12 protein-coding genes are annotated in these 15,070 nt (G+C 73.3%); 6 read left to right on the top strand and 6 right to left on the bottom strand.

Annotated elements, in window-relative coordinates; all coding sequences use genetic code 11:
• Positions 1 to 136: 136 nt before the first annotated feature.
• Together CHR28_RS01070 and CHR28_RS01065 are read right to left on the bottom strand one after the other, a co-directional pair.
• A complete protein-coding gene (locus CHR28_RS01070) occupies positions 137 to 1,519 on the bottom strand; it encodes a tryptophanase (protein ID WP_094051474.1) in 1,383 nt (460 codons plus the stop codon).
• A complete protein-coding gene (locus CHR28_RS01065; RefSeq protein WP_094051473.1) occupies positions 1,519 to 2,703 on the bottom strand; it encodes a tryptophan dimethylallyltransferase family protein in 1,185 nt (394 codons plus the stop codon). The genes CHR28_RS01070 and CHR28_RS01065 overlap by 1 nt, the downstream gene beginning before the upstream one ends.
• Positions 2,704 to 2,865: 162 nt before the next feature.
• On the opposite strand from CHR28_RS01065, the gene CHR28_RS38070 reads away from it, so the two are divergent.
• Complete coding sequence (locus tag CHR28_RS38070) at positions 2,866 to 5,949, top strand: BTAD domain-containing putative transcriptional regulator (RefSeq protein ID WP_094051472.1); 3,084 nt, start codon at positions 2,866 to 2,868, stop codon at positions 5,947 to 5,949.
• Positions 5,950 to 6,076: 127 nt separating this feature from the next.
• On the opposite strand, the gene CHR28_RS01055 is transcribed toward CHR28_RS38070, so the two are convergent.
• Positions 6,077 to 7,099: a magnesium and cobalt transport protein CorA gene (locus CHR28_RS01055; protein WP_256984052.1), complete on the bottom strand. Its 1,023-nt coding sequence runs from the start codon at positions 7,097 to 7,099 to the stop codon at positions 6,077 to 6,079.
• Between the two features lie 134 nt (positions 7,100 to 7,233).
• Here CHR28_RS01055 and CHR28_RS01050 point away from each other — a divergent pair, with 134 nt between their 5' ends.
• From CHR28_RS01050 to CHR28_RS01040, 3 genes are all read left to right on the top strand, one after another.
• Positions 7,234 to 7,452 (top strand): hypothetical protein, encoded by a 219-nt coding sequence (locus tag CHR28_RS01050; RefSeq protein ID WP_094051470.1) that lies wholly within the window; start codon positions 7,234 to 7,236, stop codon positions 7,450 to 7,452.
• Positions 7,453 to 7,510: 58 nt separating this feature from the next.
• Positions 7,511 to 8,572, top strand: a complete 1,062-nt coding sequence (locus CHR28_RS01045; protein ID WP_094051469.1) for a YihY/virulence factor BrkB family protein — start codon at positions 7,511 to 7,513, stop codon at positions 8,570 to 8,572.
• Between the two features lie 77 nt (positions 8,573 to 8,649).
• A complete protein-coding gene (locus tag CHR28_RS01040) occupies positions 8,650 to 9,198 on the top strand; it encodes a phosphatase PAP2 family protein (RefSeq protein ID WP_094051468.1) in 549 nt (182 codons plus the stop codon).
• 76 nt (positions 9,199 to 9,274) lie between these two features.
• On the opposite strand, the gene CHR28_RS37640 is transcribed toward CHR28_RS01040, so the two are convergent.
• From CHR28_RS37640 to CHR28_RS01025, 3 genes are all read right to left on the bottom strand, one after another.
• The gene (locus tag CHR28_RS37640) at positions 9,275 to 9,430 is read right to left on the bottom strand and encodes a DUF6131 family protein (RefSeq protein WP_094051467.1); all 156 of its coding nucleotides are present in this window, start codon (positions 9,428 to 9,430) and stop codon (positions 9,275 to 9,277) included.
• A gap of 187 nt (positions 9,431 to 9,617) precedes the next feature.
• Positions 9,618 to 10,142: a hypothetical protein gene (locus CHR28_RS01030; protein WP_094051466.1), complete on the bottom strand. Its 525-nt coding sequence runs from the start codon at positions 10,140 to 10,142 to the stop codon at positions 9,618 to 9,620.
• A 149-nt stretch (positions 10,143 to 10,291) separates the two neighbouring features.
• Positions 10,292 to 10,774, bottom strand: a complete 483-nt coding sequence (locus CHR28_RS01025) for an ATP-binding protein (protein ID WP_094051465.1) — start codon at positions 10,772 to 10,774, stop codon at positions 10,292 to 10,294.
• Between the two features lie 175 nt (positions 10,775 to 10,949).
• Here CHR28_RS01025 and CHR28_RS01020 point away from each other — a divergent pair, with 175 nt between their 5' ends.
• Entirely contained in the window at positions 10,950 to 11,315 is a 366-nt protein-coding gene (locus CHR28_RS01020; RefSeq protein WP_094051464.1) for an STAS domain-containing protein, read from the top strand.
• A 447-nt stretch (positions 11,316 to 11,762) separates the two neighbouring features.
• Positions 11,763 to 14,780, top strand: coding sequence for an AfsR/SARP family transcriptional regulator (locus tag CHR28_RS01015; protein WP_094051463.1), 3,018 nt, complete (start codon positions 11,763 to 11,765; stop codon positions 14,778 to 14,780).
• Positions 14,781 to 15,070: the final 290 nt, after the last annotated feature.

Genomic DNA, 15,070 nt, shown 5'->3' with positions numbered 1-15,070 from the left:
ACTCCTGGCTGACAGCCGTCACGGTCGCGACCGTGACGGCAAGATCCGCCCCTCTCGTATAACCCAACGGGAGCATGGTTGACAAGTGCCGACTGGATCAAGTTGATACCAGTCGACTCAAGTTGGCCGGTCTCCGCTAACGGGCGCCACCGGCGTCCACGTCGGGTTCCAGCTTGCAGCGGAAGTGCCGCAGGAGTGAGGGCTGTTCGATCAGGCGGTAGCCCGGGATCCGCTCCTTGGCCCGGGCCGTGGCCGCCAGGACCTCGCCGACGTGGTTCAGGTGGCTCAGACCGTACGTCCGGCGGGGAAGGGCGAGCCGGACCAGTTCGTAGGGCACCGAGGTCACCGGGGTGCCGTTCTCGTCCTCGCGGCCGAGGTAGAGGGAGCCCAACTCGACCGAACGGATGCCGCCTTCGAGGTAGAGCTGGCAGGCGAGCGCGTGGCCGGGAAAGCGGTGTGCGGGGATGTGCGGAAGCAGCCGGCCCGCGTTGAGGTAGAGGGCGTGCAGCCCCGGCGGTTCGACGATGTCGATGCCGGCGTCGCGGGCCAGGCGGGCGAGGTGCCGGGCGGCGTCGGCCCGGGCCTGGAGATGACGGGGATCAGTGACCTCGGTCAGCCCCTGGGCGATCATGTCCAGGTCCCGGCCCGCCAGACCGCCGTAGGTGGGGAAGCCTTCCGTGGCGATGAGCAGCAGCTCGCACCGTTCGGCGAGGGAACGGTCGCGCAAGCCGAGGAAACCGCCGATGTGGACGATGCCGTCCTTCTTCGCGCTCATCAGGCAGCCGTCGGCCAGCCGGAAGGCCTGCTCGGCGACCTGACGCGGGCTCAGGTGCCGGTAGCCGTCCTCGTGCCGGGTGACCAGCCAGGCGTTCTCGGCGAACCGGGCGGCGTCGAGGAACAGCGGGACGGCGTGCTCCCGGCACAGCGCGGCGGCCCGGGAGAGGTTGTCCATGGAGACGGGCTGGCCGGCCTCGCCGTTGTTGGTCAGCGTCATGACGACCAGGGCGATGCGGCCGGCGTCGGGGCCGCGCAGGGCTTCCTCCAGGCGGCGCAGATCGATGTCGCCCTTGAACGGCTCCGTGCTGTCCAGATCTCCGGCCTGCGGGCAGGGCAGATCCACGGCCCGGCAGCCGGCGAGCTCCACATTGGCGCGGGTGGTGTCGAAGTGGGTGTTGCTCAGCGTGATCTGCCCCGGGGTGAGCAGCGCGGAGAAGAGGATGCGTTCCGCTGCCCGGCCCTGGTGGACGGGGAGGACGCAGGGGTAGGACGTGAGGTCCTGGACCACGTCCCGGAAGTGGAAGAAGGACCGCGAACCGGCGTACGACTCGTCACCGGCCATGGCCGCGGCCCACTGCGCCGCCGAGAGGGCTCCCGTGCCCGAGTCCGTGAGGAGGTCGATGGTGACCTCGTCGGCGCGCAGCCCGAACAGGTTGTAGTGCACCCGGCGCAGGGCCTGCTCGCGCTGGGCCCGCGTCGTCACCGGGATCGGTTCGACGACCTTGATCCTGTACGGCTCCACTACCTCACTCCTCCCGGGCCGGGCTCGGCGGTGCGTGGAGGACGGACCGCGTAGGCCTCCGGCGAGAAGTAGACGTTCACGCGAGGCGGCTGCCAGGTGCTCTGCACGAGGGACACATAGGTGATCAGCCCCACCCCGTCGGCCGGCTGACGGGACGTCATCGCTGCCAGGGCGCGGTCGACGACGCCGTCGTCCGTGCCGAGGCGCCGCAGGGCGGCGGTGGCGCGGTCCCGGGCGACCCCGTCGTGCGGGGCGTAGTCGCGCACCGGGACATGGAGGGTGTGTCCACCGGGGCGTTCCAGGTCCCGGCCGGTGTACGACAGGCAGGAGACCAGGGGCCGGTGCGCGAAGCGTCCGGGATCGCCGCCGACCGTGCGGCAGAACTCCCTCACCCGGTCCGCCGCTTCCCCGGGCAGCAGGCGCGCCACGTCCTGCGCCTGCGTGGCGGTGACCTCGTGATGAGCGACGTAGACCTTGACCCGCGGGGTGTGCCAGTCGCCGAGATCGAGGGCGAAGAAGAGGATCTCGTCCCGGCCGGGGCCGCGCCGCGTGGCGCGTTCCCGGAGGGCGGGCCACGCCCGGCCGAAGCCGAAGCGGGCCAGTGCCTCCTCGGCGACCTCGCCGGAGCGCTCGCGCCCATGGGCGCGCGGGTCGACGTAGACCTTGACGCCCGCCGGCGAGTTGGGTCCCGGGCGCTGTTCCATCGCACACCACAGTGCGAAGGAGCCGTGCATGACCGGCGGGAAGAACAAGTCCTCCACCCGGCGCACCGGTTCGGTCGAGAACCCCCGGCGCGCGGCCAGTGCCGCGAGGGCTCGGCGGCCGATGCGGCCGTTCTCCTCCAGGGTGGTCGCCGTGCAGCCGGGCTCGACCAGGAGGCGTACGGCCACCGGAGTCGCGGCGCCGAGGGCGAGGGAGAGCTCGGCGGGCGAGTGGTCGTCGCAGACGAACGAGGGTGAGGGCGGGCCGGCCCCGAGGGGGCGACGAGCCGCGGGACCGAGCAGGTCGAGCAGGTCGAGCAGCGGGAGCGCGGACCCGTCGGCCGGGACCGCGAGCCCTGCCGCCTCGCACAGGCGACGCACCTGGCCTCTCAGGTGCTCGCCCAGGGTCGTACGTGGGCCCGTCCGCGCCGGCGGGGTCTCGCCGACGGCGGCATACGGGTGCCGGGGATTGCTCAAGGCCATGGTGCGGACTCCAGGACGGTGTGCCGTGAACGCCGGGCCCACCGTCTCCGCCCCCGGCCTCCGCGCGGTCACCTCCCGGTCACGCGGTGGCTACAATGCGTATCCGGGTGGTCACTTGTCGTGTTCCGGGGTGACCGCCCGGGGCGAACGACCGGGGGAACGGTGAGCGGGCGGTACGAGTTCAGGGTTCTGGGGCCCGTCGAAGTCCTGTGTGACGAGCGGCCCTTACGCATCGACGCAGCGAAGGTCCGGCTGCTGCTCGCCGCCCTGCTCGCCGATGCCAACCAGGTGGTCACCGTGGACACGCTGGTGCACCGGCTGTGGGGCGAGAGCCCGCCCGGCCGCGCCCGCAACACCCTGCAGAACTACGTCCTGCGCCTGCGCCGCGCCCTGGGGTGCGGGGCCGGTGGCGCTCCCGTGCTCACCCGCCCCCACGGCTATCTGCTCGAAGCCGCGCCGGGCGCCCTGGACCTGCACTGCTTCACCGGCTTGGTACGCCAAGGGCGGACGGCTCTCGAAGAGGGCGCGGCGGCACGGGCGGCGCCCCTGCTGCGCGAGGCGCTGGGCCTGTGGCGGGGCGAGCCGCTCTCCGATCTGCCCGGGCATCTCCTCCAGAGCGTCGTGGCGACGCTGAACGAACAGCGCCTGGACGCGCTGGAGTTGCGGATCGACGCGGACCTGGCGCTCGGCCGGGCCGCCGACGTGCTGCCGGAACTGCGCGGCCTCATCGACGCCCACCCGCTGCGCGAGCACTTCTGGGCGCAGCGGATGCTGGCGCTCTTCGACTGCGGACGGCAGGGCGAGGCGCTGGAGAGCTATCGCGAGGTCACGGCGCTGCTCGCCGAGGAGCTGGGGGTCGCCCCCGGGTCGGAGCTGAGGCAGGTGCACCAGCGGCTGCTGGCGGCCGCTCCGAACCTGGACGAGGTCCGGGGCGTGCGGACGGCTCCCCCGGCCCGGGACGGTGAACTGCCGCTGGAGATGACGACGTTCGTCGGCCGTGAGGCGCAGGTGGCAGAGGTGCGGCGCCTGCTGGGGGCGGCCCGGCTCGTCACCCTCACGGGAGTGGGCGGGGTCGGCAAGACACGGCTCGCGCTGCGGGTCGCGGCGGATGTCGCGCCCTCGTTCGCCGACGGCGTCCGGCTCGCCGATCTCGCCCCGCTGAGCGACCCGGACCTGCTCGACCGGGCCGTCTCGGAGGCGCTCGGCCTGCGCGACCAGTCCGCGCGTCCCGCGGCGGAGGCCATCGCGGGCCATCTGCGCGACCGTCGCCTGCTGCTGGTGCTGGACAACTGCGAGCATCTGGTGGAACGCGTCGCCGCGCTCGTCCTGAGGCTGGCGCGCGCGGCGCCCGGACTGCGCGTGCTGGCCACGAGCCGGCAGCGCCTGGGCGCACCCGGCGAGCACGTCCTGACCGTGCCGTCGCTCACCCTGCCCGACGCGGACGACCCCGTGGGCGGCGGCAGCAAAGTTGGCGCCGCGGGGCGGGGAATCGGAGCCGGACCCAAGGAGTCGCCCACGGCCGCGGCCGGGGCCCCGGCCACGGGGCGGGGAATCGGCGTCGCACCCCGGGACGCGCACCCGGCTCCTCCCGGGGACCCGGCCGCGGCGGAGGCCGACGACCCGCTGCTGCGCTCCGAGGCCGTGCGGCTCCTCATGGACCGGGCCGCCGGCTCCGCTCCCGCGTTCCGGCTCACCGCCCGCAACCGCCGGGCGGTCGCCCAGCTGTGCCTGCGTCTCGACGGCATCCCGCTCGCGATCGAACTCGCCGCGGTGCGGCTCAGCGCGATGACGGCCGAAGAGATCCTGGAGCGCCTCGACGACAGGTTCCGCCTGCTGTCCCTGCCGCAGTCGCCCGTGTCGGCCCGCTACCGCCACACCCTCCGCGGCGTCGTCGACTGGAGCTACGACCTGTGCACCGAGGGCGAACGGCTGCTGTGGGACCGGCTGTCGGTGTTCTCCGGCGGCTTCGACCTGGAGGCGGCGGAAGTGGTCTGCGCCGGCGAGGGCGTGGCCCGCGAGGACGTGCTCGACCTGCTGGCCGGACTGGTCGACAAGTCGATCGTGGCGGTCAGCCACGGCGCCGACCGCGCCCGGTACAGCATGCTGGAGACCATCCGCCAGTACGGCGGGCAGCGGCTCCGGGAAGCGGGCGCGACCTCGCGGCTGCGGGTCCGGCACTGCGAGTTCTACCGGCGGACGGCGGTGCGGGCAGGTCACGAGTGGTGCGGGCCGCGTGAAGTCGACTGGCTGCTGCGGCTGCGCACCGAACTGCCCAATCTGCGCACCGCCCTGGACCAGTGCGCGAGCCGGCCCGACCTCCGCGCGGCCGGGGTCGAGATCGCCGTCAGCCTGGCGCGCACCCGCTGCTGGTTCTTCAGCAGCACGCTGGGCGAGGGGCGGCACTGGCTGGAACGGCTGCTCGCCACCGGCCCGGACGGTGGGCACCCCGCGCAGGAGGGTGCCGGCCCGCCGCACGGGGTCGAGTCCGTGCCGGTCGTCGGTGCGCTGGCCATGAAGGCGTGGATCGCCCTCTGCCAGGGGGACAACCCCGCCTCCGAGAGGTTCCTGGCCGAATGCCGGGCGGCGGCCCGGGAGTCGGCGGACGGCCCGGCGGCGGCGCCGGTGACGTACATCGAGGGGGCGTACGCCATGCTCGTGCGCGGTGATCCCGCCAGTGTCGCGCTGCTGGCCGTGGCGCGGGACCGGTTCCGTGCGCTCGGGCAGGCCGGCGACGCGCACATGGCGACGATGCTGTGGGCCATGGCGGAGGCGTTCTTCGGCACCCGGGCATCGGCCTCGGCGGCCCGGGACGTGTACGTCGCCGAGGCGGAGGCGAGCGGAGCGGAGTGGGCGCGCACCTGGGCCCAGTGGTGCACGGGGCTCGTGGAGCTGCGTCACGGTGCGGCGGAGCAGGCCCTGCCTTCCCTGCGGTCCGCTCTGGTGCGCCAGCGCGCCATCGGGGACAGCTGGGGTCCGGTCTGGGGCCTGGAGACGCTGGCCTGGGCGGTGGCGGCCACCGGCGACGGCACGCGCGCGGCGTGGCTGCTGGGGGCCGCCCACCGCATGCGCCAGGACACGGGGGTGGCGCTGATCGGCCTGCGCCCGTTCCATGAGGCGCACGTCGCCGCCGAGGCACGGGTCCGCGCGCTGCTCGGCCCCGGCGCGTACACGGCGGCCTGGTCCCAGGGGGCTACGGCTGAGGACGCCTTCCGGCCGGTGCGGGACGGGGCGGCATTTCAGGGGTGATCAGGGCGAGCCCGGCCGGCCTCGATGGGAACGGTGGTGTCCGTGGTGTGCGTGGTGTCCGTGGTGTCCGTCTGTGGTGCCGGTGGCGTCCGTGGTGCCGGTGGTGTCCCGTGTGGGGTCGGGGGTGTCACAGCCACCCGTTGCGGCGGAAGGCCCGGTACAGCAGTCCCGCCCCGAGGGCCATCACGGCCAGCGCGCACGGATAGCCGTAGCGCCAGCTCAGCTCGGGCATGTCCGCGAAGTTCATGCCGTAGATCCCGGCGACCATGGTCGGGATGGCCAGGATGGCCGCCCAGGCGCTGATGCGGCGCATGTCGTCGTTCTGCCAGGTGCCCACCTTCGCCAGGTGGGCGTCCAGGACGGAGCCGAGCAGGTCGTCCAGAGCGCGGACCTCGGTGTCGGTGCGGGTGAGGTGGTCGGCGACGTCGCGGAAGTACGGCACCAGCTGCCGCGGCCAGGCGTCGGCGGGCCTGGTGAAGTCCTGCAGCACGGGGACCAGGGGCTGCACGGCGTCCCGGAACTCCACCACCTCCCGCTTGAGCGAGTAGATCTGCTCCGTCAGATCGTCCCTGGCGGGTGAGAACACACACCGTTCGAGGTCGGTGAGGTCGGCGCGGACCTGGGCGGCGGCCTGCGCGTAGGCGTCGACGATCACGTCGGTGACCGCGTGGAGGACACTCGCCGGTCCGAGCCGGGCCATCTCCGGGTCCTGTGCCAGCCGGCGCTCCGCCTCCACCGTCGGGTCGAGTGTGCCGTGCCGGACGGTCAGCGCGAAGGACGGGCCGAGGAAGATCATCACCTCGCCGGTCTCCACGTCCGCGGTCCGCTCGACGAACCACAGCGTCTTCAGCGCGACCGCCAGCACATCGCCGTAGCGTTCCTGCTTGGGCCGCTGGTGCGCCGTCACGGCGTCCTCGATCGCCAGCGGATGCAACTTCAGGTGCTCCCCCAGCCGCTGCAGCTCGTCCTGGCCGGGTTCGTCCATCCGGATCCAGGCGAACTCGTCCGGCTTCAGCTCGGCCAGCCGGTCGAGGGTGACGTGGCACCCGTCGTCCTCCTCCCGGCAGTCGAGCCGCTCGCATTCGCCTGTCTGCTCTCGGTAGATCGCGCACTCCATGTTCTCTCGGTTGCGCCGGCCGCGGCGTTCCATGCACGCAGGGGGCACGGGCCCGCGGCCCACGCGCCGTCTGCACCCGGTGGTCACCGGACCCTCACATCCCCGCGCTGCCGAACGCTCCGGGAGGGGAACCCGGTCCGTGTCGCCGACCGGGAGGGAACGGGGCTGTGATCGCTGTCGCCGTGCTGCTGCTGCCGGCCCTGGGTGTGCTGCTGTACGCCATGGACCGCATCGAGGACCGGTTGTCGGGCCGCCCACGCGCGGCGCGGCACGCCCGCAAACGCCACCTGCGCCTGGTCCACGACGCCGGCCCCTCTCCCGCCGGGCGCGGTCGGGCGGCCCGCCGTTCGGCCCGGCATTCGGCACGGCGGGGCGCGGCAGCCTGACGGCGCCCAGGGCGTGGCCGCCCGTGGTGGAGCGGGGATCCGTGGGTACCCGCGGTGCATGAAGCTGCATCTTCCCGGGCGGAGCGAGCACCACGGCAACCATGAGACCGCGGAGCACGCGATCCCGCCGCCCGAGGAAGTGGGGCCGGGGCCCGCGGTGGAGCGGCGCGCGCCGGATGCCCCGACACAGCTGCCGAAGCGGGCGTGGGCGGCGGTACTCAAGGGCAGTCTGCGGGAGTTCCAGGACGACGAACTGACCGACCGGGCTGCCGCGCTGACCTACTACGGTCTGCTGTCGCTGTTCCCGGCTCTGCTGGTCCTGGTGTCGCTGCTCGGTCTCACCGGCGGATCCACGACGGACGCGGTGGTGGACAACCTCGGGCGGCTCGCTCCCGGCTCCGTACGCGACATCCTCACGGGCGCGGTCACGCAGTTGCAGGCCAACGCCGGCGTCGGGTCGGTCATGGCGCTCGTCGGTCTCGTCCTGGCGGTGTGGTCGGCCTCCGGGTACGTGGCCGCCTTCATGCGCGCGGCCAACCAGGTCTACGACATGCCCGAGGGCCGTCCGGTGTGGAAGATCCTCCCCGTGCGGGTCGGGCTGACGGTCGCCCTGATGGTGCTCGCCGTCGCCAGCGCGCTGATCGTCGTCTTCACCGGTGCTCTGGCCCGGCAGGCCGGGACGGCTCTCGGGATCGGCGACACGGCGCTGACGGTGTGGTCGATCGCCAAGTGGCCCGTGCTGGTGGTCCTGGTGACGGTCATGATCGCCCTGTTGTACTGGGCCAGTCCGAACGCCAGGGTGAAGGGGTTCCGGTGGATCACCCCCGGCAGCTTCGTCGCCCTGCTCATCTGGATGATCGCGTCGGCGGCCTTCGCCGTCTACGTCGCCAACTTCGCCTCGTACAACCGGACGTACGGCACGATGGCCGGGGTCATCGTCTTCCTTGTCTGGCTCTGGATCAGCAACCTGGCCATCCTGCTCGGCCTGGAGTTCGACGCGGAGATCGTCCGGCAGCGGTCGATCGCGGGCGGCCTGCCCCCGGACAAGGAGCCGTACACCGAGCCGCGCGACACCAGGAAGTGGACCGAGAAGGACGTGCGCCGCCTGGACGAGGCATGACGGGGGCCGATGTCCTGGCGAACAGGTCCGGAGCGATTCGGCCGCTTCACTCGCCCGGTTCGGGATAACCACACTGCATGAAGTTGCTGACGGGCTTGTTCGAAACTGACCGGGTGCTGACCCAGCAGGCCGCGTCCCGCATCCCCCGGGGCGTCGCGATGGTGCTGTCGGCCGTGGAGGAGTCCGCGGAGAGTACGAAACTGTGGTGCGGGGCCGCCGTCGTCATGGCCTCGCTGGGCGGATGGCGGGGGCGCCGGGCGGCCGCCGCGGGACTGGGGGCCGTGGTGGTGGCCCAGTTGACGTCGAACGGCCTGTGCAAACAACTCGCCGACCGGCCCAGACCGCCGGCGGAATGGATCCCGCACGACGAGGTCGACGACCGCCCAGACTCCTCCTCGTTTCCTTCCGGGCACACCGCCGCGGCGGTCGCCTTCACCGCCGCCGTCGTACCCGTCTGGCCGGTCATGGGCGCGGTGTGCGCCGTTCCGGCGGCCGCGGTGGCCCTGGAGCGGGTGCAGTCCGGCGCGCACTATCCCAGCGACGTCGTCGCCGGGGCCGCGATCGGGCTGGCCGGCGCCTGGCTCGTGCGCCGGACCCCACGCCTGATCCTGCGGCACGGGCTGTAGGGCCCCGACACACGGGTGGTAGGGGCCCCGTCAGGAAGCCCCTACCACCCGTGCCCTGCCGGCTGCCGAGGCAGCGTCACCAATAGTGCCGGCGCCCCGCGACCGCGCGGCCCGTGGAGCCCAGGATCCACAGGACCCCGCCGACGACGGCGAGGATGAGCCCGATCGTCCACAGGATCGATACGCCGGTGATCAAGCCGATTACCAAGAGGATGATGCCGAGGAGGAGCATGACCGCCTCCGATTCGTAGTGGTACCCGTAGTGGTACTGCTTCTCCGTGTACCCCGGCGCCGCCGAAGAGAACGCCGCGGCCGCGTTATCCCGGACCGGCCGGGTCGCGTGCTCCCTGACCGGCCGGGTCGCGTGCTCCCTTGACCGCCGTCGCGGCGTGAGGGCGGGACGGCCGTGTGACGCCTTCTCAGTGCCCGGCGGCCGCCTTCACCAGGGCCACCGCCACACCGATCACCGCGTCCACGAGGCCGGCCGCCACCGCCGTCAGCGTGCCGCCGCCCATCCGGAGCCCGCCCAGGCAGCCCCACAGGAAGAGGGAGACGACCCCGACACCGGCCGCGGCCGACAAGGCGGCGTGCAGGGACAGCACGTCGAGCGCGGCCAGGGCGATCAGCACGGCCGGGCCCACCGCGCACGACAACAGCGGGCTGCTGACGTACAGCATGCGGCGTAGTTCGGGGCCGGTGGCGAACCGGCGATGGACGGTGCGGTGCGCCTGCTGGTCCGCGACGAACGCCGCGAGCCACAGCCCCACGGCGGTCGTCACGACCGTGGCGACGGCGCCGAGGGCGCCCACCTCACCGAGTGAGAGACCGACCACCACGGCGATCATCGTGATCGTCGCGTAGATGCGCTCCTTGAGACGGTCCGCCAGGGCGGCCGCCTCCGCGCCGGACGCCGGATCCGCACCCGCTCCCCGGTCAGCCGCCATCCGGTGCCCCTCACGTCTGAAGGGACGCGGTCGGGCGTCCCGGCTCGACCGGCGACGCGGCACGCGTGCGGTGCGCCGCCCCGGTCAGGGCTACCAGGATGCCCCGGGTGATCACCCGGATCCGGTATCCGGGACGTCGCGGCGGCCGGCTACCTGGAGGACGGGGCGGCGGTGTCGCTGCGGGAGCCCTCGGCCAGCGCGATACGGGCGGTGATGCGCTTGCCGACCGCCTCCTGCTCCATGAAGAGGTTCTCGGTGACCGCCTTGACGATCTCCAGGCCGTGCTGGCCGATTCTGCCCGGATCGGCCGCCCGGGCCGCGGGGACCGTGGGGTCGCTGTCCCAGATCGCGATCTCCACCGCACGTGCGGTGAGGCGCAGCTCCATCAGGACGGGGCCGGGGGCGTACTTGCGGGCGTTGGTCACCAGCTCGCTGACCACCAGCTGCGTGAGGTCCTTCGCACGAGCCGACACGGGCACGTGATGGTCGTGGCCGGCCTGGTCCAGGAAGGCGGCCGCGTGGTGCCGGGCGTCCGCGATGCAGCGGTCCTCTCCGCCCAGTGCGTAGCCGGCCCGCATCACGGGCTCGTCCGGCGCCGTACAGTCGTCGTCACCGTCGCCATCAGATCCCATTCGGTCTCGTCCTCACTCCCCGTCATGCGCGCGCCAGTACCCCACCGCGGCCGTGGCATGCAGCACAGAGGGGGCACGAAATGGCCACCTGGATGCATCCGACCGTGTCCGTGGGGCAGAATCACCCGCGCGTCCTGCCCCGAGGGGGCAAGCCTAGATTGCAGTCGAGGAGACCGTGACCCACACCGAGCAAGCCGACCGGCCCAGCCGGCTCTCCGCGGACCATCGCGTGGTCGAGGGGGTCCGTGTCGTCACCCTGCGGGGCGAGATCGACCACGACGTCCAGGACGTGCTCAAGGGGGCCCTGCTGGGTGCGGACGGGGCGGGGCCGGCGCGGATCGTCGCCGATCTCAGCGGTGTGACGTTCATGGACTCCAGCGGCATCAACGTCTTCGTCGCCGCCCACCAGCAGGTGAGCACCGAGGACGGCTGGGTGCGCATCGCCGGGGCTCAGCAGTCCGTGCTGCGTGTCCTGCAGCTGGTCGGCGTGGACACGCTCATCCCGTGCCACCCCACGACCGAACAGGCCCTCACCGCCTGATCGCCCCCGGCGCCGCCGCGTGAGGTTTCTCTCATGCCGGGGCGAACTCGACGCCGCCCCGGCCCGGCGTGAAGCGGGGGCTTCGCCGGGCTGCTGCCCGGCTCGGTGAGCCGGGCGCTGCTGCATCACGCGCGCAGCTCCGTCGTGGTGGTCAGGGGAGGGGGTGCCCCGGCAGGTCCGCCCCGGAGGGCGTCGTCGCCCCGGGGTGAAGCCCGGCTGGGGCCGAGCCGGTGCTGGGCCGTCGGCACGATGTCCCGCCCCGCCCCGACGGGAGCGCGTGCTCCCCTCTGTCCTCACCGTGCCGTCCCGGTCCGCCCGCACACCGGCGCATGTCGGCCGCCGAGCGTGGAAGTGTATGTATGTTCAACCGGCACATAGCACGGACATATGAGGTCACCGGCCTGCGGGGGAACCAGTGGGAATACACCATGAGTTGGAGCACCGACCATGCACACCACCCCCCGCGTGCACTTCCATGTTCTCGGTCCTCTGGAGATCTGGGAGGGTGAGAGACGGATCAAGCCCGGTGGCCCGGTCAACGAACGGGTCTTGGCCATGCTGCTGCTGGAGGCCGGACGGATCGTACCCGTCTCCCGGCTCGTCCAGGCGGTCTGGGAGGAGGAGCCGCCGCCCACGGCGGTGCACCAGGTCCGCAAGGCGGTGGCCGAACTGCGCCGGCGGCTGCCGTCCGGCCACGAGGTCATCGTCACCGAGCCACCCGGTTACCGCGTCGCGCTCGACGACGGCCAGCTCGATCTGCGGATGTTCGACATCCGGGTGCGCCGCGCCCAGGAGGCCCGTGCCGAAGGGCTTCTTGACAACGCTGTCATGCAATTACGGGCCGGACTGGACTCGTGGCGGGGTCCCATCCTCGGCGGCGCGGGCGGCCCGGTCATCGACGCCGCAGCCGCGGTGTGGGAGGAACGGCGCCTGACCGCCTCCGAGCAGTGCTTCGAACTGCGCCTGGACCAGGGCGAGTCGAGCGGGCTCATCGGCGAGCTGCGCGAGGCCGTCACCGCCCACCCCTACCGGGAGGTGCTCCGCGGCCACCTGCTGCTGGCCCTCTACCGCGCCGGACGGCAGGCGGAGGCCCTGGAGGAGTACACACGGCTGCGGACCTCGCTGGCCGAGGAGCTCGGCATCGACCCCGGTCCCAAACTCGCCGCGCTGTACGAGCAGATCCTGCGCGCCGACCCGGAGCTGGACACGCCGCCGGTGCCGCAGGACACGAAGGAACCCCCGTTCGCGGTCGCCGGGACCTCACCGTGCACGCTGCCGTACGACCTGGCGGACTTCACCGGGCGCGAGGAGGAGATACGGCAGCTCACCGCCGCACCGCCCGCCGACGGCGACCGCACCAGCCCGCACATCCTGCTCATCGACGGCATGGGCGGCAGCGGCAAGACGGCCCTGGCCGTGCACGCCGCCCACCGGCTGGCCGACACCTACCCCGACGGGCAGCTCTACCTGGACCTGCGTGGTTTCACCCCCGAGGAGGAGCCGCTGTCGACGGGCTCGGCACTCGGCGTGCTGTTACGGGCCATGGGCGTGCCCGGCAGGTCCGTCCCCGAGGACCTGCTCAGCCGGATCGCGCTGTGGCGGGTCACCAGTGCTCGCCGCCGGCTGCTGCTGGTCCTGGACAACGCGGTGGACGGGGCCCAGGTCCGCCCCTTGCTGCCCGCCTCCCCCGGCAGCCTGGTCCTCATCACCAGCCGGGTCCGGCTGCCCGAGCTGGAGGGCGCCGAAGGGCTCTCGCTCGGTCTGCTCACCGAGGAGGACAGCGTGGAGATGGTGCGCCGCATCCTGGGCGCGGACCGTGTCGCCGCCGAACCGGACGCCACCGCGGATCTCGTGCGGCTGTGCGGCCGGCTGCCGCTGGCGTTGCGGGTGTCCGCCGCCCGGCTGCGCAAACGCCCGCACTGGACGCTGCACCACCTGACCGAGCGCCTCGGCGACGACGCCCGCATCATGGGCGAACTGGAGTCCGGGGACCGCAGCGTGGCGACGGCCCTGCGCATGTCGTACGACGCCATGAGGCCCGAACACCGGGCGCACTTCCGGCTGTTGAGCCTGCATCCGGGATCCGACTTCGCGGTACCGGCCGCGGCGGCCCTGCTGGACACCGATCCGCACAGCGCCGAGCGGACGCTGGAACACCTGCTGGACGTGCATCTGTTGCAGGAGTTCGAGTGGGGCCGCTACTCCTTCCACGACCTGGTGCACGGCTTCGCCCGCACCCTGCCGGCCGACGACGCCGCGCGGCGCTCCGCGGCGGTGCGCCGGCTGGCCGAGCGCATGGTGGCCGACCTGGAGCGCGCGTGCGACGCCCTGTTCCCCGGCCGGGTGCGCTACGCCTGCGCGCCGGTGACCGACGCGCGGTACGCCGGGCCGGCTCTGCGCCAGCAGGAGGCGCAGCAGTGGTTCGCCCAGGAGTGGCGCAACGTCGTCGCCGTCGTGCACCTCGCCGACCAGCACGGACTGCACCGGCATGCCGCGTGGCTCAGCCGGGGCATCGGATTCCATCTGCACGCCCAGAACCACTTCTCCGACTTCGAGCGGACGGCCGGGCTCGCCGTGAACAGCGCGCGCAAGGAGGGTGATCCGGAACTGCTGTGCGTCTCGCTCATCAACCAGGCGGTCGCCCGGTGGCAGCGCGACCTGTTCCAGGAGGGCATCGCCTCCGCCGAGGAGGCCCTGGAGATCGCCTCCGGCCTCGACGATCCCCGCACCGAAGCGGCCTGCCTGAGCCGGCTCGGCGTGCTGTGCACCAGTGTCGGACGGCTGACGGACGCCGTGGCCTCTCTTGAGCGTGCCGGTGACGCGCACCGCGCCCTGGGTTCCGCGCGGGAGGAGGCGCAGGCCCTGGCCAACCTGTGTTTCGCCAGGGAGCGTCTGGGGCGGCTGCCGGAGGCCGTACAGGCCGGGGAACGGGCCGCCGCCCTGGCCCGGCGCACGGGCGACGCGGGGATCGAGGTGACGGCGCTGGCCAATCTGGCGCTGGCCCTGCTGGGCCTGGAACGGATCGAGGACGCGGTGGCGTGCCTGGAGCGGGCCCGGGCGCTGTGCGAGCCATTGCGGTCGCCGGCGCTGACCTCCCTGGTGCTGAGCAATCTGGCGGAGGCCGAACTGGCGGCGGGGCGTGTGGAGCAGGCGCACGAGCACGCGGTGGCGGCGCTCGACCTGGCGCGCGGGCACGGCTCTCGGGCCCGGCAGACCGCTGCCGAGAACGTGCTCGGGCGAATCGACGGGGCGCGCGGCGAGCACCGGCGGGCCGCGGAACGTCACCGGGCGGCGCTGGCGCGGGCCGCGTCCATCGGGCTGCGCGCGGAGATCGCCGGCTCGCACCGGGGGTTGTCGGAGGCGCTGCGGGCCTTGGGGGACGCGGCGGGTGCGGACCGGCACGGGCGCGCGGCGCGGGAACACGCCGCCGCGATGGGGCGCGCCGAGGAGACGCGAGAGCGCTGAGCGGGGAGCAGTGAGGGCGACGGCGCCGGGCACGACGCCCTGACCCCACCGGGCCAAGCCGGACCGACCGCCCCGCCGGTGGAGGCGGGGCGGTCGGTCCCCCGGCAGGCAAGCCGGGGCAGCACCGCCCCAGGCCAGGGAAACAGGATGCCGGGCCACGGAAGCCTCGTGAGCGACCCGGCGAGGAACCCGGTTGGAGGAGCGGTCGTGAGGCTCGGTGTCCCGGGGGTGTCGGTGGCATGGAGTCGGCCGCCGGTCCCGGGGTGGGCCGGGGCCGGCGGCCGGAGGTG

This window comes from Streptomyces sp. XY006 (assembly GCF_002237655.1).
GTDB classification, from domain to species: Bacteria; Actinomycetota; Actinomycetes; order Streptomycetales; family Streptomycetaceae; genus Streptomyces; species Streptomyces levis.
This window is presented reverse-complemented; position numbering and strand designations above follow the sequence as displayed.